Source organism: Acinetobacter sp. WU_MDCI_Abxc222 (assembly GCF_025514755.1).
GTDB lineage: Bacteria > Pseudomonadota > Gammaproteobacteria > Pseudomonadales > Moraxellaceae > Acinetobacter > Acinetobacter geminorum.
The window spans coordinates 260,032-283,428 of the sequence record NZ_JAHPVG010000001.1 but is presented as its reverse complement, the minus strand read 5'-3'; the positions used below and the strand labels follow the sequence as shown (position 1 = coordinate 283,428).

Below are 23,397 nucleotides of genomic sequence, written 5' to 3'. Positions count from 1 at the left end.
TATTAGGGTTACCATGGCTCAAATTATTGCGATTGCAAACCAAAAGGGTGGTGTTGGTAAAACAACGACTGCAGTAAATCTTGCAGCGTCTCTAGCTGTATTAAAGAAACGTGTATTACTTGTAGATATGGATTCACAGGGTAATGCTACGATGGGGTCTGGTATTCAAAAGAATGATCTTTTGTATTCAATTACAGATGTTCTACTTGGCGAAGTACCAATTGAAACGGCAATTCAAAAAGCAGAAGTTGGATATAAGGTTTTAGGTTCTAATCGTGAACTTTCAGGCGTTGAGCTTGCTATTGCAGAGCAAGAGGGTCGTGAATTCATTTTAAAGAATGCTTTAAATGAAATTAGAAACTCATTTGACTATATCATTGTGGATTGTGCTCCAAGCTTAAGTTTGATTACTGTAAATGCTTTAGCAGCAGTGGATAGCGTAATTATTCCCATGCAGTGTGAATATTATGCATTAGAAGGTTTGGCTGATTTAACCCAGACCATTGATCGTATTCAAAAAGCATTAAATCCTGATTTAGAAATCATTGGTGTATTGCGTACAATGTACGATGCACGAAATGCTTTAACACGTGATGTATCTGCTGAGTTAGAACAGTATTTCGGTAAAAAGCTTTATGATACTGTCGTTCCACGTAATGTTCGTTTGGCTGAAGCTCCAGCACATGGTTTGCCTGTTATTTATTTTGAGAAAAGTTCCAAAGGTGCAGTTGCATATTTAAATCTTGCAGCTGAGATGTTGAAGAAAAGTAAAGTGAAGAAAGGAAGTAAAGTATGAGCATCAAAAAACGCGGATTGGCTAAAGGACGTGGTTTGGATGCATTACTTGGTTCAATTCAAAAAGAAAAATTACAACTGGAAGCACAGGCACTTGACCACGGTCAGTTGAAGCAAATTGATGTAAATTTATTGAAACGTGGTGAATATCAACCACGTCGCTTTATTCATGAGCATGATTTGCAAGAGTTAGCATCTTCTATTGAAAAACATGGAGTGATGCAACCTATTGTAATTCGTCCAGTTGATGATGACGCACATCCATACGAAATCATTGCTGGTGAACGACGCTGGCGTGCAGCACAACTTGCGGGTTTAACTGAAATTCCTGCAATTGTTCGTGATTTAAATGATCAGGTTGCTATTGCACTGGCGCTTATTGAGAATATTCAGCGTCAAGATTTAAATCCGATTGATCAGGCTATAGCCTTGCAGCGTTTTCATGATGAATTCGGTTTGAGCCATCAAGAAATTGCTGACACAGTAGGGAAAGCACGTACAACAGTAAGTAATTTACTTCGTTTGTTGAGTTTGGCGGATGAAATTAAAGATTTCATGCAGCAAGGCCAGCTTGATATGGGGCATGCTCGAGCTATCTTGACATTAAAGGGTAAAGATCAATTAGACGTTGCTAAAATCGTAATTGAAAAAGGACTGTCTGTTCGTCAAACAGAGCAATTGGTGCGTGATAGAAGTGAGCCTAAACAGGAGAAGGAAAAAACACCTGTAGCACCAGATATTGAGCAATTGACGCAAAAACTATCAGAGCGTTTTGGCGCTAATGTGAAAATTGATCATAATCAAAAAGGTAAGGGTAAGCTTGTTATTCATTACCATACCTTAGATGAGTTAGATGGTATCTTAAATATTTGTTTACCTGATTAATTTGTATTTGGGTCATATATTTCTAATTTTATATTCTTGGGGAAGAAGATATGTGGGAACTTGTGAGAGCGGGTGGCTGGTTGATGCTGCCTTTAATTCTATGCTCAATTTTAACTGTTGCGATCAGTATTGAGCGTTTTGTTCGGTTAAGACGTTCACAAGTTCTACCCAAAGCATTAATTGATAATAGTTCCTTAAGAACTGAAGATATTGTGGAAAATTTGGAACAAAATGTAGAAGTGCAAAACAGCGCATTGGCTCATATTTTAAAAGCAGGTTTCGATCATCGTGAGCATGGTGAGCAATTTGCACGTGCGCAAATGGAAGTGGCAGCTTCTCAAGAAATTTCTTATTTAGAGAAAAATATTAATTTCTTGGGGACTTTGAGTGCTGTAGCGCCTTTATTAGGATTGCTTGGTACAGTAGTTGGGATTATTGAATCATTCCTTGTAATTGATTTTGGATCGGCTGGCAGTCCTAGTTTAATGATTCCCGGTATTTCTAAAGCGCTTATTACTACAGCTGTGGGAATGCTAATTGCTATTCCAGCCTTAATTGCTTATCGCTATTTCCAAAGATTAGTACAAGATTATATTGCTGAACTAGAGCAGCAATCGACTTTATTTCATGCCTCATTGTTCTATAAACATTCCTCGTCTATAGCAGAGCGTCGTCGTGTTGGATAATGGGTGAATAGCCAGATGAAATTTAAACGTTCTCAGGTTGAAGATATTCATATCAATTTAACGCCGATGATCGACTGTTTGTTGTTCATTTTGGTTTTTTTATTACTATCGACCACTTTTAATCAGCCAAGTCGCATCAATTTAACATTACCAGATGCACAAGGTGTTCCACCAAAACAGTACGATCATAAAATTGAAGTCGTGGTAGACTCTAGTGGTCATTATGCTGTAAATGGTCAGGCACTTTCGTCTAAAGAGGTTGCTGATCTGAGTACTGCGATTAAGCAAGTTGCTCAAGAGCGCCGTGATTTTATGTTCATCATTGCTGCGGATGCCAAAGCATCTCATCAGGATGTAATTCGCGTTATGGATGTAGCAGGACAACTCGGTTTTGTTAACATCAATATTAGTACCAAAGTTCCTTCTAGAGGTTTTTCTGAGTGAATCAAGATTTTAAGGTTTATTTGCGTCTCATAGCCTATTTAAAACCTTATTGGGGCGTGGCCTTATTAGTTCTTATCGGGTTCGGTATTAACTCAGCAACAGAAGTCTCCGTTGCTAAATTGATTAAATTTATTATTGATGCAATCCAAAATAGCAGTAGAGCTGATTTGGATTGGTTCCCATTATTAATCATTTTATTGGTTTTTTTCCGTGGTTTAGGCCTTTTTATGGGCGGTTACTATACTGCGGTGATTTCACGTAGTTTGGTTTTTAGTATTCGCCAAGAAGTTTATGCCAAACTTTTAAGACTACCGGCACAATATTACCTAGATAATTCATCTGGCCATATTACTGCTAAAATTATGTATAACGTTGAGCAGTTAACTGCAGCTTCTTCTGAGTCATTAAGAACCATCGTTAGAGATGGGATGATTACTCTGGGATTATTAGGTTATTTGTTTTATACCAATTGGCGTCTTACTCTATGTATTTTTGTATTTTTACCTGTAATTGGTGTATTGGTACGTAAAGCTTCAAAACGTATGCGAAAACTCTCGTTGCAGGTTCAAGACACGATGGGTGATGTAAACCACGTTGTCCAAGAGAGTATCAATGGTAATGCTGTAGTAAAAACTTTTGCTGGCGAAGAGTCTGAACAAGAACGATTCTATAAGTCATCGGAAGAAAACTTAAAACGTGGTTTAAAAATGGTGATTGTACAAAACCTGAATAGCCCTGTGGTTCAGGTGGTGATGGCTTGTGCAATGGCCCTTATTGTATGGTTAGCTCTGCGACCACAGATTTTAGGTAATACAAGTGCTGGTGAGTTTGTGGCTTACATTACAGCTGCTGGTTTATTAGCAAAACCGGTAAAAAACTTGACTGATGTTAATGAAAAGTTACAACGTGGTTTAGCGGCAGCTCATTCTGTTTTTGAACTATTAGATTTGCCTGAAGAGCAAAATAACGGTCAGTTGAAACCTAAACTACATGGTGCGATTCGTTTTGATCATGTGGCATTAAATTATGCTGATGGCGTACAGGCTATTAAAGATTTCTCTTTAGATATTCTTCCTGGTCAAACTGTAGCATTAGTTGGGCGTTCAGGCGCTGGTAAAAGCTCATTAGTTAATATGTTGGTACGTTTCCAAGAAGTATCAAGTGGGCAAATTTATTTAGATGGCTTGCCAATTAATGACATTGATCTTTCTTGTCTGCGTACACAAATCGCAATGGTAAATCAGCAAGTTGTATTATTTAACCGTACTGTTCGTGAAAACATTGCGTATGGTCAGTTGCAAGATGCCTCAGATGAGGAAATTCATGCTGCTGCAAAAGCTGCGTATGCCCATGACTTCATTATGAACTTACCAAATGGTTATGATACTGTTTTAGGGGCACAGGGCCTAAACTTATCCGGTGGTCAGCGTCAGCGAATTGCTATTGCTCGAGCAATTTTAAAAAATGCTCCAATTTTAATTTTAGATGAAGCTACAAGTGCTCTTGATAATGAATCTGAACATTTTATTCAGCAAGCATTTGATGAAGCGATGCAAGACCGCACTACCATTGTCATTGCTCACCGTTTATCAACAATTGAGAATGCTGACCGTATTGTAGTGATGGATCAAGGACAAATTGTTGAACAGGGGACTCATCAAGAACTCCTCGCAAAACATGGTGCTTATTATCAATTACATCAGCGTAATTTCGAGGATAACTAAGCATGTCATTAGCCCAGCTGATCCAAAATGCATGGAGTAAGCAGTCGAGTTGGTTGATTGCTTTACGTCCATTGTCTTGTTTATATCGGGCTGGGTTTTTACTAAATCGTAATCTTTATAATTCAGGTTTTAAGCAAGTTTATAAAGCACCCGTGCCTGTGATGGTTATAGGTAATATCACGGTAGGTGGAAGTGGAAAAACGCCATTGCTAATACAATTGGTGAATTATCTACGTCAGCATAATGTAAAAGTAGGTGTAATTAGTCGGGGGTATGGCGGTAGTGGTCCTTTTCCAATGCTGGTTACCGCGGGTGCCCAAGTGGCTCAGGCTGGGGATGAGCCAGCATTAATTGTTCAGGCTACAAGTGTACCAATGGCGGTAGGTCCTAATAGACAGGCTGCAATAGAGTTATTGCTTGAGTCATCAGAAATAGATTTGATTATTAGTGATGATGGGTTGCAGCATTGGGCATTAGATCGACAGATCGAATGGATTGTACTGGATCAAAATCGTGGTTTAGGAAATAAAAAACTATTACCTGAAGGCTATCTGCGGGAACCTGTTGCGCGTTTAGAAACTGGAACAGTGATTGAGCATACTCATAAACCTGCTACAGAATTAAACATGCATCTCGAGACAGGACAGCCATATTTACTTAACTCTTTATCTAATTCTAAACCAAGCTTTAATCTTGAGAATAATTATCATGCTGTAGTTGGTATTGGTTTTCCTCAACGGTTTTATCAAACACTTAAAGATCTAGGGTTGAAGCAATTTCATGAGCATGCATTTCGCGATCATCATGATTACACAATTGATGATTTAATTTTTGATGATGAACTGCCACTTATTACAACTGAAAAAGATGCGGTTAAATTATTATCATTACTTGAAAAACATCCAGAATTTAAACAACCTATTTGGGTAGTTCCAGTTAAAGCTGTCCTGTCTGTACAGTGTTATCAGGTTTTAAAACAGCAATTGCAAGAACTTGATATTCAATTATCTTAGGAAGAAAATATGAAACACATCGTCATTCCAGCACGCTTCTCAAGTTCGCGTTTGCCAGGTAAACCATTGTTGCTTATTCATAATCGCCCTATGATTTTACGTGTAGTAGATCAGGCAAAAAAAGTCGAAGGTTTTGATGATTTGTGCGTGGCAACAGATGATGAACGTATTGCTGAGATCTGCCGCGCAGATGGAATTGATGTAGTTCTTACTAGCGTTGATCATCCTTCAGGTACAGACCGTTTAAGTGAGGTGGCTCGCATTAAGGGCTGGGATGCAGATGATATTATTGTAAATGTTCAAGGTGATGAGCCTTTATTACCAGCTCAACTTGTTCAGCAAGTTGCAAAACTTTTGGTTGATAAACCGAATTGTTCAATGTCTACATTGTGTGAGCCGATTTATACCTTAGATGAGTTTCAGCGTGACAGTATTGTAAAAGTAGTCATGTCTAAACAAAATGAAGCTTTATATTTTAGTCGGGCTACCATTCCTTATGATCGAGATGGGGCTAAGCATGATGAACAGACTTTACATTCACAAGCATTTCGCCATTTAGGTTTATATGCTTATCGAGTGAACTTATTACAAGAATATGTAACATGGGATATGGGGAAGCTTGAAAAGCTAGAGAGCCTTGAACAATTGCGTGTTTTGGAAAATGGTCATCGAATTGCAATTGCTGTAGCCGAAGCCAATTTGCCACCAGGTGTGGATACTCAAACTGATCTTGATCGCTTAAATAATATGCCTGTTGAATCTTTTGAATAAGCGTTAATTTTTAATGAATCCGAATGTAACTTCAAAGGTTTATCCTTGGCAGCAAACAACATGGGAGACTTTAACAACAAGGTTTCCCAATATTGGACACGGCTTACTATTTTACGGCAAGCAAGGGTGTGGAAAGCATGCTTTCGCAAAACATTTTTTTGCTTGGGTCCTTTGTTTAAATAAGCAGCCGCAGGGCCCTTGTGGTGAGTGCAGCAGTTGCCAATGGTTAAAATCAGATACTCATCCCAATTATGTCCATATCACAACGGATGAAGAAAATAAAAAGCAGAATGCAAAAATCAAAATTGAAAAGATTCGTGACCTACTGCCTTTTGTGCAACAAACTGGAGAAGGTTGGCGCGTTATTTTGATTGAGCCTGCTGAAGCGCTTAACTTGGCGTCATCAAATGCTTTGCTAAAGACATTAGAAGAACCAGGTGAACGTGTTGTTTTAATTTTATTGGCAGATCACTATCTTAAATTACCAGCTACTATTCGTAGCCGATTGCAACATTTTGCTTTAGATCGTATCTCATATGAGCAAGCTACATCATACTTGAATGAGCATTTATCTGAACTCGCCGAAGTACAGCCTGATTTATTGCTTGCCTTATCTAATGATATGCCTTTACAAGCAATGGAAATTGCTAAAAGTGATTGGTTTGCTAAACGACAGATTTTCTTAAATGATTGGCTTAAAATTGTTGCTCAAAAAAATATGCCTCTATTTTTCTCGGGAAAGTGGCAAAAAGAGTTAAGTTTTAATGATTTTATCGTACTTTTTGAATACTTGTTGGGTGATTTAATTTGTATCAAGCTTAATCAACCACAAAAAAATACTGATATAGATTTTGAGCAGTTAAGTCCATATTATGATTTAGAAAGCTTATTTAATATTTATAATGAATTGCAACAGGCAAAAAAACTTGTTGAACAAAATGTTCAAACTCAACTTATTATAGATCAATTATTTGTAACATTAATGAATATTTAAGGGGAAAATTATGCAAACGCAAATGGGGGGAATTATTCAGGTAAATATTCCTGATAGAGCTACTTTGCAAGCAAGTTATATGGGATATGTGCAAGGTGGAGGCCTTTTTGTGCCGTCAAAACAAAAGGTGAAAATGGGACAAGAAATTTTCATTTTGGCTACTTTACCTGAGCAGTCTCAGAAAATTCCTTTAACTGGTAAAGTGATTTGGATATCACATAAGCAAAGTGGATTTAAACCTCAGGGTTTTGCTATTCAATTAAGCGGAGATAAGGGAATTTACTATAAAACTGAGGCAGAACGAGTTTTGGCTGGTAGTATGTCTCTAGATCGTCCAAGTTATACCATGTAATTAGATAGGAAATAAAAGTGTTTGTTGATACGCATTGCCATTTAACGATGTTAGATTTGACACCTTATAACGGTGATCTGGACCTTGCGCTTGCAGCGGCGCGAGCCGAAGGGGTGTCCAAATTTATGGCAATTTCCGTTGATCTTGATGATCATATTGCACTAGCAGAAATTGCAAAAAGACATGAAGATGTCGGTTATACGGTAGGTGTACATCCTTGTGAGGATGTAGACACAATGGCACGTGCAACAACAGAACATTTGATTGAATTGGCTCAATCAAAAAAAGTATGGGCTTTAGGTGAAACTGGACTAGATTATTATCACAGTACAGATTTTATTGAGGAGCAAAAGGCATGTTTTGCAAGACATATCCAAGCTTCAAAAATTGTAAAAAAACCAGTTGTCGTTCATACACGATCAGCAAAGCATGATACGGTAGATATTATCCGTGCTGAACACTCAACACATGGAATTCTGCATTGTTTTACTGAAGATTGGGAAACTGCTAAAGCTGTGCTTGATTGTGGTTATTACATTTCTTTTTCCGGTATTGTGTCATTTAAAAATGCGCAAGATTTAAGGGATGTAGCTAAACAGGTCCCACTAGATCGCCTTTTAATTGAAACAGATAGCCCGTATTTAGCACCCGTTCCATATCGTGGTAAAACAAATGAACCAAAATATGTGCCTTATGTAGCCAAAGCGCTCAGTGATGTATATGATAAATCGGTTGAGGAAATTGCAATGATCACCTCACAAAATTTTGAGAACTTGCTAAAAGCGATTTAGGTCATAGAAACTATATAAGAGAGTAATTGCGTGAAGATGGATCGTCAGGCTCAGTTCCGAGCAAGAGAAGTATTAATATTTCAGGTTGCGGAACAATTATTGCTAGAAAATGGCGAAGCCGGAATGACACTTGATGTCTTGGCTGCTGAGCTTGATCTAGCAAAAGGAACTTTGTACAAACACTTTCAAAGTAAAGATGAGTTGTACATGCTGTTGATCATTCGTAATGAGCGTATGTTACTTGAAATGGTTCAAGATACTGAAAAGGCCTTTCCGGAACATTTAGCCTTTTTCATGTTGCATCATTTACATCATCCTGAGCGAACAGTTTTATTCCATCAAATCGAGGAAAAACTCTCAATCACTGCTCAAGGCGTACATCATCTTTTTCACGAACTTTATCAGGTACGTAAACAGAGATTGCGAATTATCATTCGCATGACAGACCATTATTTGGAATCTATTCAAAGCAATATGCCTACGCGAGATTATCTTGCTTCTATTTGGTCATTAACTCATGGCGCGGCTGCTATTCTCAACTCAAGTTTTTATCAACGATATTTAGGTTCAAGAGACACTTTAAGGGTGGCTTATATTGATCAGGCTTTGGCCCTACCTAAACAAGCCGTTGAGCAGTATGCTTAGGTCGATATGAAATCTCAATCACCACTTGTATTCCAAAAAGGTTTTACTCTCATAGAAGTGATGGTGGTGATTGTTATTATGACGATTATGACCTCTCTAGTTGTACTCAACATAGGTGGGGTTGACCAAAAGAAAGCGATGCAAGCAAGAGAGTTATTTTTGCTTGATATTCATAAAATTGGTAAAGAGTCGCTTGATCAGTCTCGTGTTTTAGCTTTATCTACTCTGAGTGAAACAGATGTTTCACCATTTTCTTATGAATTGTATGAGTATCATGACCAGAGTAAATTACAGGTCCAAGATTTAAAAAATCGCTGGCAGAAATATTCTGAGTTTAATACACGCCAGTTGCCTAAACATGTATCGTTTACAATACAACCTTTAGATGAGCAAAACTATTCAAAAGCTACGAATACCGATTTAATTGGAGGGCAGGCTCCACAGTTAATCTGGTTCGGTAACGGTGAAGCTAAAACTGTGAAAATACAGTTTTACTTTGAACAAAAGCCAATTGGTTCAGAAATACAAATTGATCATTTGGGTAAAATAAATGAAATCTAAAGGCTTTACTCTATTAGAAGTAATGGTTGCTTTAGCAATTTTTGCAGTGGCGGCTGTCGCGTTAACTAAAGTAGCCATGCAATATACTCAATCTACCTCAAATGCAATTCTTAGAACAAAAGCGCAGTTTGTGGCAATGAATGAAGTTGCTTTAATGGAGATAAATCAGGAATGGCTTGAAGGTACTCAAAGTAAGCAAATTACTTCTCAAGGCGAAACTTGGCAGATTGACAAATCTGCACAATCTACAATTAGCCCGAATGTTCAGAAAGTAGATTTACAAATTAGCTTATATGATTCTGATAAGGGCAAAGTTCAAAATGGTATTACTCACTTGGTATTTTTTAATTATCCAATGAAAGCAAAATAATGATAAAGAATAAAAGTTTTCGCTCTCCAGGCTCAGCTTCACGTCTTGCGGTACGATCGGAGCAGATGATGAGGGGTTACTCCGAGCAAAGCTCTTCGTCTTGCGCTCAGACAAAGCGTCGCTTTAAAGACTCTCACACTCGAAACACAGTTTCTCATCTTACGGTACGATCGAGCAGTGCTCGATTAACTCGTGCCTCAGGGTTTACTTTAGTTGAGCTTTTAGTTTCAATTGCAATTTTTGCTATTTTATCTTTGTTGGGGTGGAAGGTTTTTGACTATTTATTAAAAGTTCGTGATCGTAATACTCAACATGAAGTGCAGTTATTTGAATTGCAAGATGCTTATCAACAAGTTTTGCGTGATACATTGCAAATTATACCTTTATCAGCCAATCAAGGCGGGCAATTACGTCCAGCTTTAGAAGTTGATAATCAAGTTCTTCGCTTTAGTAAGGCGGGTGTTACTGATCCATTAAAGCAAGGATTATCACCTTTTGAGCGTATCGAATATCGATATGATCCTGATCAAAAAAAGCTTTATCGTCTTAAATATAGTAACTTAAATACTTCAAATAGAGAGCAACCTTTATCCAGTACGCTGTTGAGCCAAGTTGAACAATTTCAAATTATGGTGTTGGCACCTCAAGAAGTGACAAAGTGGCCAGAAGTTAATATTGATCCCACAAAACCTGATGAGTTTAGGAAGTTGCCAAAAGGAATAAAAATGCAACTCACGGTTGCAGGTGTAAGTTATGAGTGGATTTATAGCTTAAACCAAGGTGACTTATCGCTCTCCAAACAGGGAGGTCAATAAATGTTACTCTATAAAAAAAATCAGCAAGGTGTAGCGTTACTCACAATTTTGATAATGGTTGCTTTGGCTACAATTTTAGCTGCCTCAATTGCAAAGCATCAAACTAGTACAATGGAAAATACGGGTTATTTGATGCGTCAAAATCAGTCATTACTTTATGCAAAAAGTGCAGAAGCTTTTTTTTCTGAATTATTAATTCAAGATGCAAATAATGCTGGTGGTATCGATCATTTAAAGGAAAGCTGGGCGCAGCCAATGCCACCTTTTCCAATAGAAGATGGAGCTGTATCGGGGCGTTTACTAGATGAGTCAGGAAAATTTAATCTAAACAATTTAACGACCAATGAAGGCAAGGTAAACGAAGCTGCTAAAAATTGGTTTGAGCGATTGCTTGTGCGTGTAGGATTGCCAGCAGAGTTAAGTCAAGCAGTTATTGATTGGCAAGACCCAGATGATGAACCATCTGGACCTATGGGGGCAGAAAGTAATTATTATGAAGGTCTTGATCCTGGTTATTTAGTTTCAAATGCTAAATTTCATCGTATAGAAGAGTTGAAATTGGTAAGAGGTTTTGAAGGTAAGAAATATGATTTAATTGCACCATACATTTCTGCATTACCTGAAAATACAAAAGTGAATATTAATACCGCAGCACCATTAGTATTAGCGAGTATTGATCAAAAATTAGATTTAGGGACTATAGAAAAAGAACTTCAATTACGCCAACAGAATTTAAAGTTCTTTCAAAATATTGATGAATTATGGCAATTGAATGCTTTTTCAACAGTTGATCCACAAAAGAAAACTGAAGTTAGTAGCCTTTTAGATGTGAAGTCGAACTTTTTTCAAGCACAAATTGAGGTCGTGTTGAATAATAGAAAAAGACAGTTTACAAGTGCCTTGATGCGGAGTGATAAGCAGGTTTATGTATATTCTAGAAATATGGCACCATTTAACTAATTGAAAATTTATGATTTATTTGCTTTGGATGTTTTTTGAAGTTTGTAATTATAAATTTTTCTCAGGTTAAGCGTTAAAGTAAATATAAACTTTCTATATGTGTATCTCCAATGTTTCTTCATAAGTCTTATCATACTTTTTGCTAATTGTTTCTAATTGAAAAGTGGTGCGAAATTTTCGTCTTTTGCTTTATAATAATGTTCTTAGAAGGAATGATCGATTTGGCACATGTTAATTCGTAAGTTATTTAAGTTTGAAAATGCACATGTTGTACGTAACTGTACATCGGATCGTTGTAAGCGATCAATTCATGGACATAGCTATAAAGTTGAGTTATTGCTTAAAGCTTCGAAATTAGATCATGGGCAAATGGTTTATGATTTTGGACTCCTAAAGGGAGTAATAAAAGACCTGTTCGACAGCTTTGATCACGCAATCTGTTTTTGGGAAAAAGATGATTCTCAATATATTGATGCATGTCAGACTTTTAGTGCTCGTTGGATTTCTTTACCTGTTTCACCGTCGGCCGAACAGTTTTCACGTATTTTCTTTTATCTAGCTCAGCAAGTTTTACAATCAACAGTCACTCAAAATGGGGAAGGTGATGTTGAAGTATATTCTGTTATTGTTCATGAGACTGATACTGGATATGCTCAGAGCTTTATTGAAGATATTCAAAACGAACAAATGGGTATTTTAAGTCTTGATGGAATTGTTTTTTCAGAACAAATTCAGATAGAGTGGGCAAATCCGCAAATGTATGAAGACTTGAAAAAAGGGGTTAAATTTAATAATCCTCAAGTTGATTTGCAAGTCGAAGTATAAATCGAATTACTTATTTTATTTGTAGAATTGAAAATTGATCTAGGATGACATTAATGCAATTAACTGAGCAACAGCAAGATAAACTCAGTAAAGTTCAATTAGAAGAAAGTTGGAAAAGATCTTTAGCACCTTTTCTATTAAGTCCTCAGATGGATAGTTTGCGCGATTTCTTATTTCAACAGAAACAAGCTCAGAAAATAATATATCCGCCTAGTAAACAGATCTTTAATGCTTTAAATACCACACCATTGGCTGATGTGAAAGTTGTGATTTTAGGGCAAGATCCATATCACGGGCCAAACCAAGCGAATGGATTAAGTTTCTCTGTTCAAAAAGGTATTGCATTACCACCATCTTTGCGCAATATTTTTCATGAATTACATACAGATTTGGGTATTCCGGCTCCTCGCCATGGTGACTTAACAAAATGGGCTAAACAAGGCGTGCTTTTACTCAATAGTGTGCTTACGGTTGAGGCTGGACAGCCGACTTCACATCAAAAGCAGGGTTGGGAAGCCTTTACTGATGAAGTTATTGATGTTCTAAATGAACAGAGACAACATATAGTATTTATTTTGTGGGGTGCTTATGCACAGCGCAAAGGACAACGTATAAATAGAGATAAACACTTGGTTTTAACAGCCGCACATCCATCACCTCTTGCTGCAAATAGAGGGGGTTTTTTTGGATGCAAAGTGTTTTCAAAAACAAATCAATATTTGAAACAACATGGCATTGAGCCCATAGACTGGCAATTGGACGCATGATGAACTCTCCCAATGTAAATAACTATCACCCGGACTTGGTGGTTGAAGAAGCAAAAAACGGCTGGCGTATAGTACGTTTGAATCGTCCTAAATCGTTACATGCTTTAGACGAATCAATCGTAACGGCATTATTGCGTGTATTTGAAGATTTCCGTGACGATGAACAGGTTAAAGCAATTTGGTTAGACTCAACTACACCAAAAGCTTTTTGTGCAGGTGGTGATGTTAGAAAATTACGCCAACTTGTTATAAATCAAGAAGTAGATTCTGCAAATAAGTTCTTTCAGCAGGAATATGCTTTAGATCTACTTTTACATAACTATGCTAAACCGGTTGTGGTTTGGGGAGAAGGTTATGTGATGGGCGGTGGTTTAGGCTTGTTTATGGCTGCGCCATTCCGTCTAGTGACGCCGTATTCACGTTTAGCAATGCCTGAAATTAATATTGGTTTATATCCTGACGTTGGTGCGAGCCGTTTCTTGGCAGATCGTGGTCCAATTGGTTTGTTTACGGGTTTAACTGGTTCAATCATGACTGCTGCTGGAGCATATAGCATCGGTTGGGCAACACATATTTGTGAAGCACAGCGTGATAATGTTCTGCAAAAAGTCTTAAATATTAATTGGGCTCATTATCCTGCAGGGGATTTCCGAGCAATTGATGATACTTTAAATAGCTTGCACCGTCCTGTTGCGGCAGGCCCATTGCAGAACTCACTTGATGTAATTCATAGTGTTTGCCGTGGTTTTAATTTTGAGCAAGACTATCAAGCTATTGTTAGTTTACGTGATGCGAGCAGTGATTGGTTACGCCAAGCGAGTGAAAACTTGCAAAAAGGATCTCCTAGTACCGCGGCAATTACTTGGTTACTGTGGCAATGGGGTAAACAAATCCACTCATGGGATGAAGTCTTTGATCTAGAGGCTCAGATTTCTGAGTGGAAAATACGTCATCCTGACTTTGTGGAAGGTGTTCGCGCACGCTTGGTTGATAAGGATTTATCACCTGAATGGAAACAATGTGACGATCTAAGCTTGAGAGGTATATTGGCTGATTGTCCACCAGTAACCTCAATTGATAGCTGGAATGCCTTACTTAGACAACACGGTGTGATCACCTAAAATAAATGACTGAATATAGTGATGAATACTGGATGCAGCTTGCTTACGAGCAAGCTGAATTAGCTGCTCAGCAGGGTGAGATACCTGTTGGAGCGGTTCTGGTGAGCCAAAATCGAGTAATTGGATCTGGTTATAATGCTCCAATTACTTTATTAGATCCAACTGCACATGCAGAAATTCAAGCTATCCGTGCAGCGAGTTCCTCTCTAGAAAACTATCGATTACCTGAAGACACGACTTTATATGTCACTCTTGAGCCATGTACTATGTGTGTAGGTGCACTCGTACATGCAAGAATTAAACATGTGGTTTTTGGTACACCAGAACCTAAAGCAGGTTCTTTGGTGAGTGCACGTCAGTTATTACAGCAAGGCTATTATAATCATAGGTTTACATTTCAGAATGGCTGTCTACAAGAAAAATGTGCTCAACAACTTAGCCATTTTTTTAAACAAAGACGTGAGCAGAAGAAACAAGAGAAACAACAAAAAACGTCCTTAAATGATTAAAAATCAACTTACTCTTATGGCAAACTAACGCGGTTTTAATACCATGATTCCATGTAATAAGGACGATCCAATGCGTAATGTAATTACCGTAAAAAAAGAATTTAATGCTCCTCTTACTGATGTATTTAACTTGCTCTCTAAGCATTCAACTTACAATACTGCTTTTGCCCCTTTACAAGTTGTACGTGTTAAAGACTCCGCAGATTCTAAAAGACCTGATGGTTTAGGCTCAATTCGACGTATGGGATTTGGTCCAATTAAGCCGCTTAAAGAAGAAATTACATTGTTGGAAGAAAATAAAAGTATTGAGTATAAATTAATAGACAATCCTTTGATTAAACACCATTTAGGCAGAATCGAGTTTTCTGAGATTACCCCATACATTACATTAGTTACATACCGCATTGAGTTAACGGCAAAAGCGCCAGTGGTCAGTAAATTAATCCTTGCACAGCTAAAACTAGCCATTACACTAGGCTTTTCGAGATTAGCTAAAGCATTTGCTTCTTAGTGAGAGTTCAATGACAGTTCAAATTATTACTATTGATGGTCCGAGTGGTTCGGGTAAAGGAACATTGGCTGCAAAACTTGCAGCACATTATCAATATCATTTACTCGATTCGGGTGCCTTATATCGGTTATTAGGGTTGTCATTACATAAACACGATTTATTAGAGAAATTAGACAGTCAGCTTGATGAATGCATCCAATATGCACGTCAACTGGACATTAAATTCGAAACGTCTACCTCAGGGATTTTGGTCTTCTTGGATGGCGAAGATGTATCTCAAACAATCCGTACAGAACGAGTTGGTGAGTACGCATCAAAAGTTGCAGTGGTTCCAGAGCTTAGACAGGCACTATTTGAAAGACAAAGAGCTTTTGCGCAAAGTCCTGGTTTAGTTGCAGATGGCCGTGATATGGCAACATCTATTTTTCCGGAAGCTAATGCCAAAATTTATCTGACAGCTTCAGCTGAGTCACGCGCTGAGCGAAGAGTAAAACAGTTGCAGGGTATGGGGCTAGATGCTAAAATAAACGACATTTTAGCTAATATACAGGCACGAGACAAAAGAGATATGGAGCGAGAAGTTGCTCCACTCAAGCCAGCCAAAGATGCTTATATCATTGATAGTTCGGAATTAACGATCGATCAGGTATTTAAGTTAATGGTTGATTATGTCGATAGCCGTACTATTTAGTAAATAGAATTATCAGTTGACGCATAGCTTGATCAGTCTATAAAGACTATGTTGATACTTAACTAAACCGGCCTTGTCTGATCCAAGACCGCTGAATTTATCAGGTATATCATGACCGAATCTTTTGCAGCCCTCTTTGAAGAAAGTGAATTAAACCTCAACGTTGAAAAGGGTGCAGTCATCCAAGGTGTTGTTGTAAACATCGATAGCGACTGGGTAACTGTTGACACTGGCCTAAAGTCTGAAGGCATTGTTGATCGTGCTGAATTTTTAAATGAACAACGTGAACTTGAAGTTCAGGTTGGTGATACTGTTGACGTAGTTGTTGAAGCTCTTGACAACGGTATGGGTCAAACAGTTTTATCACGTGAAAAAGCTAAGCGTGCTGAAACTTGGACTAAACTTGAAAAAATCTTTGAAGATGGCGAAATCGTTACTGGTGTTATCTCTGGTAAAGTTAAAGGCGGTTTCACTGTTGACATCGGTCCTGTTCGTGCATTCTTGCCAGGTTCATTAGTTGACACTCGTCCTATCCGTGACACTACTCACCTTGAAGGTAAAGAGTTAGAGTTCAAAGTAATCAAACTTGATGCTAAACGTAATAACGTTGTTGTATCTCGTCGTGCTGTTATGGAAGCTGAATCTTCTGCTGACCGTGAAGCATTACTTGCTCAACTTGAAGAAGGTCAAACAGTTACAGGTACAATCAAAAACCTTACTGATTACGGTGCATTCGTTGATCTTGGCGGTATTGATGGTCTTCTACATATCACAGATATGGCTTGGAAGCGTATCAAGCACCCTTCAGAAGTTGTTGAAGTTGGTCAAGAAGTTACTGTTAAAGTACTTAAATTTGACCGTGAACGTAACCGCGTATCTTTAGGCCTTAAACAATTAGGCGAAGATCCATGGTTAGCGATCATGAGCCGTTACCCTAAAGGTTCTATCGTTAAAGCTCGCGTAACTAACTTAACTGACTACGGTTGTTTCGCTGAAATCGCTGAAGGCGTTGAAGGTTTAGTTCACGTTTCTGAAATGGACCACACTAACAAAAACATCCACCCATCTAAAGTTGTTCAGATTGGTGATGAAGTTGATGTTATGGTTCTTGAAGTTGATGAAGAACGTCGTCGTATTAGCCTTGGTATCAAACAAACTCGTGCTAACCCATGGGAAGAGTTTGCTAAAGCTCATGAGAAAGGTGAAAAAGTATCTGGTACTATCAAGTCTATCACTGACTTTGGTATCTTCATTGGCTTGAACGGTGGTATCGACGGTTTAGTACACTTGTCTGATATTTCTTGGAACGAGCAAGGTGAAGAAGCTATTCGTCGTTACAAGAAAGGTGACACTGTTGAAGCTGTTATCTTGTCTGTAGACGCTGAAGGTAACCGTATCAGCCTTGGTATCAAGCAATTGAACAGCGATCCGTTCAATGACTTCTTAGCTGCTAACGAACGTGGTGCTTTAGTTAAAGGTACTGTAACTGCGGTTGATGCTCGTGGCGCAACTGTTAAGTTAGCTGACGAAGTTGAAGCAACTCTTAAAGCTTCTGAAATCAACCGTGACCGCGTAGAAGATGCGACTAAATTCTTAGAAGTTGGTCAAGAAGTTGAAGCGAAGATCATCAACGTTGATCGTAAATCTCGCTCTATCAACTTGTCTATCAAAGCGAAAGATGAAGCTGAAGAGAAAGAAGCAGTTGCTAGCTTGCGTACAGCAACTACAAGTCAAGACAATGGTCCTAAGACTATTGGTGACTTGATCAAAGCACAAATGAAGTAATAAGTTAACAAAGTACAGTTTCATGTAACGGAATTGTACTTTTTATACAAATTACTGTAAACGGTAGCCTAGTATTCAACATACTGCGCTACCGTTTTGTATTTAAACAGGTTATTATCGAACGACATAGAGTAGCAATAAATAACGAGGTCGTAGATGACTACTGAAGCTCTTAATAAGTCTGATTTGATTGAACGCATTGCGCTAAAAAACCCACACTTAGCTGAACCCTTGGTGGAAGAGGCGGTTAAAATTATGATTGATCAGATGATAGAAGCACTATCAACTGATAATCGAATTGAAATCCGTGGTTTTGGTAGCTTTGCTTTACACCACCGTGATCCAAGAGTTGGTCGTAATCCTAAAACAGGAAAATCAGTTGAAGTTGCAGCTAAAGCTGTTCCACATTTTAAACCCGGAAAAGCCCTTCGTGATGCAGTAAACGAATCTGGGAAATAAATAAAATTTATAAGTCGGGGTGCGTATGCGTTATATTTTAATTGCATTGCTTATTGTTGTATTTGGCTATTCTTTAGCACTTGTTTTGCAGAATCCAACAGAACTTTCTGTTGATTTGTTATTTACCCAAGTTCCAGCTATGCGTTTAGGCTTATTATTGCTACTCACATTAGTACTAGGAACTGTGGTTGGTCTTTTATTAGGTGTGCAAGTTTTCAGAGTATTCCAAAAAAGTTGGGAAATTAAACGCCTGCGTAAAGATATTGACCATTTGAGAAAAGAACAAATCCAAAGTGCTCAATTAGCGGCAGCTGAAGCAGCTGCGAATGTAAGACATGAAAAAACCGTTGTAGATATTTATCCGCAAGATAAAAACTCTACTCCGCTATAATCCCCATACTACTCTTTATTAATGAGTAAAGAGTAGTATCTCTCTAGTTTTATCTCTTCTTTTATTCTTCTAAACATAAACGCTTTTGTTCTTATCGCTTTAATTTTAGAAAGCAGTTCTCTACATTCCTTTATTCCTTCATGAGTTGTCTATTATAATAATGCTGATTTTATATGATGGAAGAAAGTCTCTTGAGTATCATTGTTGCGTTAGATGCAAAAAGCCAATATGACGCTTTAAAAATTGTTGAACAGCTTGATCCTGCTTTATGTCGTGTAAAAGTGGGTAAAGAGCTTTTTACTCATGAAGGCCCATCTGTTGTAAAAAAACTGCAAGAACAAAATTTTGAAGTTTTTCTTGATCTTAAATTTCATGATATTCCTAATACTACAGCCCAAGCAGTATGTGCAGCAGCTGATTTAGGAGTATGGATGGTAAATGTTCATGCTTCAGGTGGACGTAAAATGATGGAAACCTGTGTGGAGCGTTTAAAAGTAGGTAACTATCAAACCCAACTTATTGCTGTGACAGTACTCACATCAATGGGCCGTGAAGATCTAAGAGATATTGGTCTAGATGTTGAACCTGTTGAACATGTAAAGCGCTTAGCTAAATTAACTCAGGAAAGTGGCTTGGATGGTGTAGTTTGTTCAGCTCAGGAAGCTAAGATTCTTCGTGAATTAATTGGGCAAGACTTCTCTTTAGTAACACCTGGTATTCGTCCAGAGGGTTCTAATGCAGACGACCAAAAACGTATTGTAACTCCGAAGCAAGCTATGCTTGATGGTTCCACACATCTGGTTATTGGTCGACCGATTACTAAAGCAGAAAACCCAACAGAAATGTTGAAATCTATTCTGGCTTCAATTGCCTAAAAATTTAGAAATAAGCTAATTAATAACGGCGCGAGTAGGCTTAATAATAAGCCACTCATCATGGCATGTGGTACATAATGTGTACCGCATGACTGTTTTACCATGGCTAAGGTAACGTCCATTGAGGTTGCTCCAGCGCTTGAGATAGCAGGGCGTGGAAAACGCCATCCCATCGTATACATTAGAAAAATAGCAACGATTTCCCTAAATAAGTCAGTTAATAAGGCAATTCCACCTAGTTCTGCCGAGTGTAATTGTGTAAATAAAATCCCTGACATTGAATACCAGCCATAACCTTGTGCTAAAGCTAAAGTTTCATTAAGTGTAAAATGTTTGTGAAGTAAATAGTAATTCAAAAAGCCCGCTATACATGACCCTATAAAAGCAGCTAACGGTACAATTAAAATCTTCCAGCTTAACCAAGTGCGGTTAAAGTGGGTAAAGGCAAGTTCAATACCAATTAAGAAAATAAAAAGTAATAATAAATACCAGCTATTAAATGCGATATGTGAGGTGAATTGAGTAATGATAGCGCCGAATAAAACACCGATACCTAATGCAAAAAAAGCCTTCGCAATATTCTTTAAAGCATTTACAAAAAGTTGTAGGGAGATTTTTCCTTTGACGCTTTGTTTATCAAAAATTGTATAAGCCAATAAACACGTAAAGAACGAACCAAAAGATGTTGTAAGAGCAATGAGAATAGCGGGTGGAAGTATGGCAGAAGGATTCTCGATTTGATCAAGTGCCAAGGTTAATTCCAAAGCGACACTCGCTAAGAGAATATAAGAAAAATAGGGCAGTATTTTAAATATAAAGTGTCGGATATTTAGAGATAGTTTGGGTGCTAAGAAATAACCGGAAGCAAGTGCTAAAAAGATTTGAATAATGAGATAAAAAGATTGCATATAATAGGTAGATTGTTATTAACCTACCTATTATGTCTTGAACATTTTAAGCTGCATAGCCCTGTGAGCTTTTATTTAAAAGTAAGTAGTCATTGGGCTTAACTTTACGAGTTTCTAACCAATACTTCCATGTGTAAGTTGGCCATAGTGAAAAGTTTCTACCATCGGCAGATTGATACCAGCTACTACACCCACCAGCTTGCCATACAGTTCCTTGAAGCTGCTTTTGAACACGTTCGTTAAAAGCATCTTGAGCATCTGGTTTGATCTCAATTGCTTTTTGACCAGACTCTTCTACTAACTGAATAAGCTGTAAAATGTAATTTACTTGAGATTCAATCATAAAAATAATCGAATTATGACCTAGAACTGTATTAGGACCTACCAATTGAAATAGGTTAGGAAAATTTTTGGTCATAATTCCGTAATAGCTTTCAGCACCATCTTTCCATGCTTGTTTTAACTCGATTTGATTACGTCCGATACATGTGAAATGTTTTAAATAAATACGTGGGTCAGTAATAAAACCTGTACCGTAAATTAAACAATCAATAGGTCGTTCTTGTCCATCTTTGGTAACAATACTGTTTTCTTTAATCTCTTGAATACTATCAGTTACTAGCTCAACATTTTTTCGGTTAAAAGTAGGAAAGTATTTATTTGAGATAAGAATACGTTTACATCCCATAACGAAATCAGGTGTAAGTTTTTTTGCTAACTCTTTATCTTTAACTTGAAAACGTATGAATGCTTCTGCCAATTTTTGGCCATACTTCATGATTTGAGGTTGAACAATGGGTACAACGCGAGATTCATTACTCCAGTAAAGTCGACTACGATGAAGCTGGCGATAAATATTAGAAGATTTGAATAATGCTTTACTTAAGCTTGAATATTTACGCTCATCTCGTGGTATTACCCATGCAGCTGTTCTTTGAAATACATAGAGCTGTTTAACATCTTTGGCTATTTCAGGAATATATTGAATTGCGCTACCACCTGTACCAATAGATGCAACTGACTTTCCGTTTAAGTCATAGTCATGTTCCCATTTTGAGGAATGAAATACTTTTCCTTTGAATTTCTCTATCCCCTTGATAGGAGGAATTTGTGGGATGTGTAGGGGGCCAGATGCAAAAACTACAAATTGCGCTTCTATAGTAGGTTGGTTCTTAAAATCTAGAATCCACACATGACGTGTTTCATCATATTCGACATGAGTTACGTCATGGTTAAACTTGCAGTAATCTTTAATTTTATATTTCTGTGTAATGTCTTGAATATAATTAAAGATCTCTGGCCCCTCAGCATAGCGTTTTGTCCAATCTGTTTTTGGTGCAAAAGATAATGAATACATATGAGATTGAACATCACATGCTGCACCTGGATAACGATTTTCTCGCCAAGTTCCGCCGACATCGTTTGATTTTTCTAAAATAACAAAATCTTGCTGTTGATTTTGTAGTAAACGGATTGCCATTGCTAGGCCACCAAAGCCAGCACCAATAATAGCGATTTTAGTTTTTTGAATAGCATCTTGCTTTGTGTTTAGCATTGGAAACCCTGCATAAGCTGAAAAGAGGATTGCTCGCAAGACTAGCGTTTTTTAATCAGTTTAAACATGATTGTAACGACGTGAAAATTGATAGATTCGGCAATTAATTTTCTTGCTTCTTTATAGTAAAACATTTCAGTCTAGGGAAATTGATAGAAGAATGAAACGGTCGATACTTGGTTTAATCTATTTAATTCAAGGAATGCGCAATGCTGGCATTGATGTCGACTCACGTTTGGCTGATATAGGTATTAAAGTTGATGCTTTAGACCCGAGTTCTACAATTCATGATCGCCTTGAATGGGACATTCAACAAATAATTAGTAAAAATGTAGAGCCTGAAAAGGGTTTATTTATTGGACAGCATTATGCTTTAGCCGGTTACGGCCCATTGCTTATGCTACTTGTCACAAGTAATGATATTCAAACTGCTTTAAATAAGGGTATAAAATATCAAAAGCTTACGCATTTATTTGGTAGTTTAGCTTTATACGAAACTGATGAGCGGACCATTTTAAATTATTTGCCTGTTGATTTAAAAACGGAAATTGGGCAGTTACGGGCACAATGTGAAGTCTCAGGAACTTATAAGTTTATTCAAGATATTTATACGATGATGGGATTGCAAATGCCTGCGATGCGTATAGAACTTCCATTTGAAAAGCCTAATGATATAGATACTTTGTCATGCTATTTTGCATATTATGGCGAAGATGTGCATTTTAATGGTAAATATGCGGCATTTAGCCTAAGTAAGGATGTACTTGAAATCAAGATTCCTTCTGCAGATATCATTACACATCGTATTTATGAATCAAAATGTATTGCAGAAATAACAAGATTAAATCAACAAGATCATCAAACTCCACATATCATACAATGTGTGCAAGATTATCTTGAACTGCAACAAGGAATTATCCCGAGCATGGCGGAAACGGCTTTTGCATTGAAAATGCCTGAAAGGACATTAAGGCATCAACTGCAACAGCTAAATACGAGTTATAAGCAAATTCGTGAACAAATTATCAAGAATAAGGCATTGAAGCTTATGGAATATAGGGAATACTCAATAGAAGTTGTTGCCGAATTACTCGGCTATTCTGAACCAGCGGCATTTAATCATGCATTTAAACGATGGTTTGGACAGAGTCCTCGACAATATGCAAAAGAGTCATCGTCGTAACTCTTGATGCT

At 37.6% G+C, this 23,397-nt stretch carries 28 protein-coding genes; 26 read left to right on the top strand and 2 right to left on the bottom strand.

The window, feature by feature from the left end:
* Window positions 1-13: 13 nt before the first annotated feature.
* From KTJ10_RS01360 to pyrF, 25 genes are all read left to right on the top strand, one after another.
* Window positions 14-796, top strand: coding sequence for a ParA family protein (locus KTJ10_RS01360; protein ID WP_032007247.1), 783 nt, complete (start codon window positions 14-16; stop codon window positions 794-796).
* The gene (locus tag KTJ10_RS01355; RefSeq protein WP_063098712.1) at window positions 793-1,680 is read left to right on the top strand and encodes a ParB/RepB/Spo0J family partition protein; all 888 of its coding nucleotides are present in this window, start codon (window positions 793-795) and stop codon (window positions 1,678-1,680) included. Before KTJ10_RS01360 ends, KTJ10_RS01355 begins: the two co-directional genes overlap by 4 nt.
* Window positions 1,681-1,730: 50 nt before the next feature.
* Window positions 1,731-2,366, top strand: a complete 636-nt coding sequence (locus tag KTJ10_RS01350; RefSeq protein ID WP_063098713.1) for a MotA/TolQ/ExbB proton channel family protein — start codon at window positions 1,731-1,733, stop codon at window positions 2,364-2,366.
* Between the two features lie 15 nt (window positions 2,367-2,381).
* On the top strand, window positions 2,382-2,810 hold the full coding sequence (locus KTJ10_RS01345; protein WP_063099691.1) for an ExbD/TolR family protein: 429 nt from the start codon (window positions 2,382-2,384) through the stop codon (window positions 2,808-2,810).
* Window positions 2,807-4,534, top strand: a complete 1,728-nt coding sequence (gene msbA, locus KTJ10_RS01340; protein ID WP_063098714.1) for a lipid A export permease/ATP-binding protein MsbA — start codon at window positions 2,807-2,809, stop codon at window positions 4,532-4,534. The genes KTJ10_RS01345 and msbA overlap by 4 nt, the downstream gene beginning before the upstream one ends.
* A 2-nt stretch (window positions 4,535-4,536) precedes the next feature.
* The gene (gene lpxK, locus KTJ10_RS01335) at window positions 4,537-5,547 is read left to right on the top strand and encodes a tetraacyldisaccharide 4'-kinase (RefSeq protein ID WP_199976726.1); all 1,011 of its coding nucleotides are present in this window, start codon (window positions 4,537-4,539) and stop codon (window positions 5,545-5,547) included.
* 9 nt (window positions 5,548-5,556) lie between these two features.
* Window positions 5,557-6,318, top strand: coding sequence for a 3-deoxy-manno-octulosonate cytidylyltransferase (gene kdsB / locus KTJ10_RS01330; RefSeq protein ID WP_262441156.1), 762 nt, complete (start codon window positions 5,557-5,559; stop codon window positions 6,316-6,318).
* Between the two features lie 13 nt (window positions 6,319-6,331).
* Window positions 6,332-7,312, top strand: a complete 981-nt coding sequence (locus KTJ10_RS01325) for a DNA polymerase III subunit delta' (protein ID WP_262441155.1) — start codon at window positions 6,332-6,334, stop codon at window positions 7,310-7,312.
* A gap of 10 nt (window positions 7,313-7,322) precedes the next feature.
* Window positions 7,323-7,664, top strand: coding sequence for a PilZ domain-containing protein (locus KTJ10_RS01320; RefSeq protein WP_086264561.1), 342 nt, complete (start codon window positions 7,323-7,325; stop codon window positions 7,662-7,664).
* Between the two features lie 17 nt (window positions 7,665-7,681).
* A complete protein-coding gene (locus tag KTJ10_RS01315; RefSeq protein WP_069123117.1) occupies window positions 7,682-8,455 on the top strand; it encodes a TatD family hydrolase in 774 nt (257 codons plus the stop codon).
* Between the two features lie 36 nt (window positions 8,456-8,491).
* Window positions 8,492-9,100 (top strand): TetR/AcrR family transcriptional regulator, encoded by a 609-nt coding sequence (locus KTJ10_RS01310; protein ID WP_014206595.1) that lies wholly within the window; start codon window positions 8,492-8,494, stop codon window positions 9,098-9,100.
* 6 nt (window positions 9,101-9,106) lie between these two features.
* Complete coding sequence (locus KTJ10_RS01305; protein WP_086264563.1) at window positions 9,107-9,661, top strand: type II secretion system protein; 555 nt, start codon at window positions 9,107-9,109, stop codon at window positions 9,659-9,661.
* Window positions 9,651-10,031 (top strand): type II secretion system minor pseudopilin GspI, encoded by a 381-nt coding sequence (gene gspI, locus KTJ10_RS01300; protein WP_017482272.1) that lies wholly within the window; start codon window positions 9,651-9,653, stop codon window positions 10,029-10,031. The genes KTJ10_RS01305 and gspI overlap by 11 nt, the downstream gene beginning before the upstream one ends.
* On the top strand, window positions 10,031-10,846 hold the full coding sequence (gene gspJ, locus KTJ10_RS01295) for a type II secretion system minor pseudopilin GspJ (RefSeq protein ID WP_032007242.1): 816 nt from the start codon (window positions 10,031-10,033) through the stop codon (window positions 10,844-10,846). Before gspI ends, gspJ begins: the two co-directional genes overlap by 1 nt.
* On the top strand, window positions 10,847-11,806 hold the full coding sequence (gene gspK, locus KTJ10_RS01290) for a type II secretion system minor pseudopilin GspK (protein ID WP_262441154.1): 960 nt from the start codon (window positions 10,847-10,849) through the stop codon (window positions 11,804-11,806).
* A 228-nt stretch (window positions 11,807-12,034) separates the two neighbouring features.
* A complete protein-coding gene (locus tag KTJ10_RS01285; RefSeq protein WP_016145101.1) occupies window positions 12,035-12,631 on the top strand; it encodes a 6-pyruvoyl trahydropterin synthase family protein in 597 nt (198 codons plus the stop codon).
* Between the two features lie 53 nt (window positions 12,632-12,684).
* Window positions 12,685-13,398 carry a uracil-DNA glycosylase gene (gene ung, locus KTJ10_RS01280; RefSeq protein WP_017399503.1) on the top strand — a complete coding sequence of 238 codons (714 nt, stop codon included), beginning with the start codon at window positions 12,685-12,687 and terminating at the stop codon, window positions 13,396-13,398.
* Complete coding sequence (locus KTJ10_RS01275) at window positions 13,395-14,519, top strand: enoyl-CoA hydratase/isomerase family protein (protein WP_080973578.1); 1,125 nt, start codon at window positions 13,395-13,397, stop codon at window positions 14,517-14,519. Before ung ends, KTJ10_RS01275 begins: the two co-directional genes overlap by 4 nt.
* 5 nt (window positions 14,520-14,524) lie before the next feature.
* Window positions 14,525-15,028: a tRNA adenosine(34) deaminase TadA gene (gene tadA / locus KTJ10_RS01270; protein WP_262441153.1), complete on the top strand. Its 504-nt coding sequence runs from the start codon at window positions 14,525-14,527 to the stop codon at window positions 15,026-15,028.
* A 70-nt stretch (window positions 15,029-15,098) separates the two neighbouring features.
* Window positions 15,099-15,539, top strand: a complete 441-nt coding sequence (locus KTJ10_RS01265; RefSeq protein WP_032007239.1) for an SRPBCC family protein — start codon at window positions 15,099-15,101, stop codon at window positions 15,537-15,539.
* 10 nt (window positions 15,540-15,549) lie between these two features.
* Window positions 15,550-16,230: a (d)CMP kinase gene (cmk, locus tag KTJ10_RS01260; protein ID WP_005069521.1), complete on the top strand. Its 681-nt coding sequence runs from the start codon at window positions 15,550-15,552 to the stop codon at window positions 16,228-16,230.
* A 111-nt stretch (window positions 16,231-16,341) separates the two neighbouring features.
* Window positions 16,342-18,015, top strand: a complete 1,674-nt coding sequence (gene rpsA, locus KTJ10_RS01255) for a 30S ribosomal protein S1 (protein ID WP_002121348.1) — start codon at window positions 16,342-16,344, stop codon at window positions 18,013-18,015.
* Between the two features lie 156 nt (window positions 18,016-18,171).
* Entirely contained in the window at window positions 18,172-18,474 is a 303-nt protein-coding gene (locus KTJ10_RS01250; protein WP_002121337.1) for an integration host factor subunit beta, read from the top strand.
* Between the two features lie 25 nt (window positions 18,475-18,499).
* Entirely contained in the window at window positions 18,500-18,865 is a 366-nt protein-coding gene (locus KTJ10_RS01245) for a lipopolysaccharide assembly protein LapA domain-containing protein (protein WP_033849878.1), read from the top strand.
* Between the two features lie 176 nt (window positions 18,866-19,041).
* Window positions 19,042-19,740, top strand: a complete 699-nt coding sequence (gene pyrF, locus KTJ10_RS01240; RefSeq protein ID WP_199992500.1) for an orotidine-5'-phosphate decarboxylase — start codon at window positions 19,042-19,044, stop codon at window positions 19,738-19,740.
* On the opposite strand, the gene KTJ10_RS01235 is transcribed toward pyrF, so the two are convergent.
* Window positions 19,737-20,648 (bottom strand): lysine exporter LysO family protein, encoded by a 912-nt coding sequence (locus tag KTJ10_RS01235; protein ID WP_262441152.1) that lies wholly within the window; start codon window positions 20,646-20,648, stop codon window positions 19,737-19,739. The two genes, pyrF and KTJ10_RS01235, sit on opposite strands and share 4 nt — an antisense overlap.
* Window positions 20,649-20,694: 46 nt before the next feature.
* A complete protein-coding gene (locus KTJ10_RS01230) occupies window positions 20,695-22,242 on the bottom strand; it encodes a flavin-containing monooxygenase (RefSeq protein ID WP_262441151.1) in 1,548 nt (515 codons plus the stop codon).
* A gap of 121 nt (window positions 22,243-22,363) precedes the next feature.
* On the opposite strand from KTJ10_RS01230, the gene KTJ10_RS01225 reads away from it, so the two are divergent.
* A complete protein-coding gene (locus KTJ10_RS01225; protein WP_262441150.1) occupies window positions 22,364-23,386 on the top strand; it encodes an AraC family transcriptional regulator in 1,023 nt (340 codons plus the stop codon).
* Window positions 23,387-23,397: the final 11 nt, after the last annotated feature.

Coding starts and splice junctions, on each gene's coding strand:
- KTJ10_RS01360 (WP_032007247.1), top strand. CDS start 14: ATGGCTCAAATTATTGCGATTGCAAACCAAAAGGGTGGTGTTGGTAAA.
- KTJ10_RS01355 (WP_063098712.1), top strand. CDS start 793: ATGAGCATCAAAAAACGCGGATTGGCTAAAGGACGTGGTTTGGATGCA.
- KTJ10_RS01350 (WP_063098713.1), top strand. CDS start 1,731: ATGTGGGAACTTGTGAGAGCGGGTGGCTGGTTGATGCTGCCTTTAATT.
- KTJ10_RS01345 (WP_063099691.1), top strand. CDS start 2,382: ATGAAATTTAAACGTTCTCAGGTTGAAGATATTCATATCAATTTAACG.
- lpxK (WP_199976726.1), top strand. CDS start 4,537: ATGTCATTAGCCCAGCTGATCCAAAATGCATGGAGTAAGCAGTCGAGT.
- kdsB (WP_262441156.1), top strand. CDS start 5,557: ATGAAACACATCGTCATTCCAGCACGCTTCTCAAGTTCGCGTTTGCCA.
- KTJ10_RS01325 (WP_262441155.1), top strand. CDS start 6,332: ATGAATCCGAATGTAACTTCAAAGGTTTATCCTTGGCAGCAAACAACA.
- KTJ10_RS01320 (WP_086264561.1), top strand. CDS start 7,323: ATGCAAACGCAAATGGGGGGAATTATTCAGGTAAATATTCCTGATAGA.
- KTJ10_RS01310 (WP_014206595.1), top strand. CDS start 8,492: ATGGATCGTCAGGCTCAGTTCCGAGCAAGAGAAGTATTAATATTTCAG.
- KTJ10_RS01305 (WP_086264563.1), top strand. CDS start 9,107: ATGAAATCTCAATCACCACTTGTATTCCAAAAAGGTTTTACTCTCATA.
- gspI (WP_017482272.1), top strand. CDS start 9,651: ATGAAATCTAAAGGCTTTACTCTATTAGAAGTAATGGTTGCTTTAGCA.
- gspJ (WP_032007242.1), top strand. CDS start 10,031: ATGATAAAGAATAAAAGTTTTCGCTCTCCAGGCTCAGCTTCACGTCTT.
- gspK (WP_262441154.1), top strand. CDS start 10,847: ATGTTACTCTATAAAAAAAATCAGCAAGGTGTAGCGTTACTCACAATT.
- KTJ10_RS01285 (WP_016145101.1), top strand. CDS start 12,035: ATGTTAATTCGTAAGTTATTTAAGTTTGAAAATGCACATGTTGTACGT.
- ung (WP_017399503.1), top strand. CDS start 12,685: ATGCAATTAACTGAGCAACAGCAAGATAAACTCAGTAAAGTTCAATTA.
- KTJ10_RS01275 (WP_080973578.1), top strand. CDS start 13,395: ATGATGAACTCTCCCAATGTAAATAACTATCACCCGGACTTGGTGGTT.
- tadA (WP_262441153.1), top strand. CDS start 14,525: ATGACTGAATATAGTGATGAATACTGGATGCAGCTTGCTTACGAGCAA.
- KTJ10_RS01265 (WP_032007239.1), top strand. CDS start 15,099: ATGCGTAATGTAATTACCGTAAAAAAAGAATTTAATGCTCCTCTTACT.
- cmk (WP_005069521.1), top strand. CDS start 15,550: ATGACAGTTCAAATTATTACTATTGATGGTCCGAGTGGTTCGGGTAAA.
- rpsA (WP_002121348.1), top strand. CDS start 16,342: ATGACCGAATCTTTTGCAGCCCTCTTTGAAGAAAGTGAATTAAACCTC.
- KTJ10_RS01250 (WP_002121337.1), top strand. CDS start 18,172: ATGACTACTGAAGCTCTTAATAAGTCTGATTTGATTGAACGCATTGCG.
- KTJ10_RS01245 (WP_033849878.1), top strand. CDS start 18,500: ATGCGTTATATTTTAATTGCATTGCTTATTGTTGTATTTGGCTATTCT.
- pyrF (WP_199992500.1), top strand. CDS start 19,042: ATGGAAGAAAGTCTCTTGAGTATCATTGTTGCGTTAGATGCAAAAAGC.
- KTJ10_RS01235 (WP_262441152.1), bottom strand. CDS start 20,648: ATGCAATCTTTTTATCTCATTATTCAAATCTTTTTAGCACTTGCTTCC.
- KTJ10_RS01225 (WP_262441150.1), top strand. CDS start 22,364: ATGAAACGGTCGATACTTGGTTTAATCTATTTAATTCAAGGAATGCGC.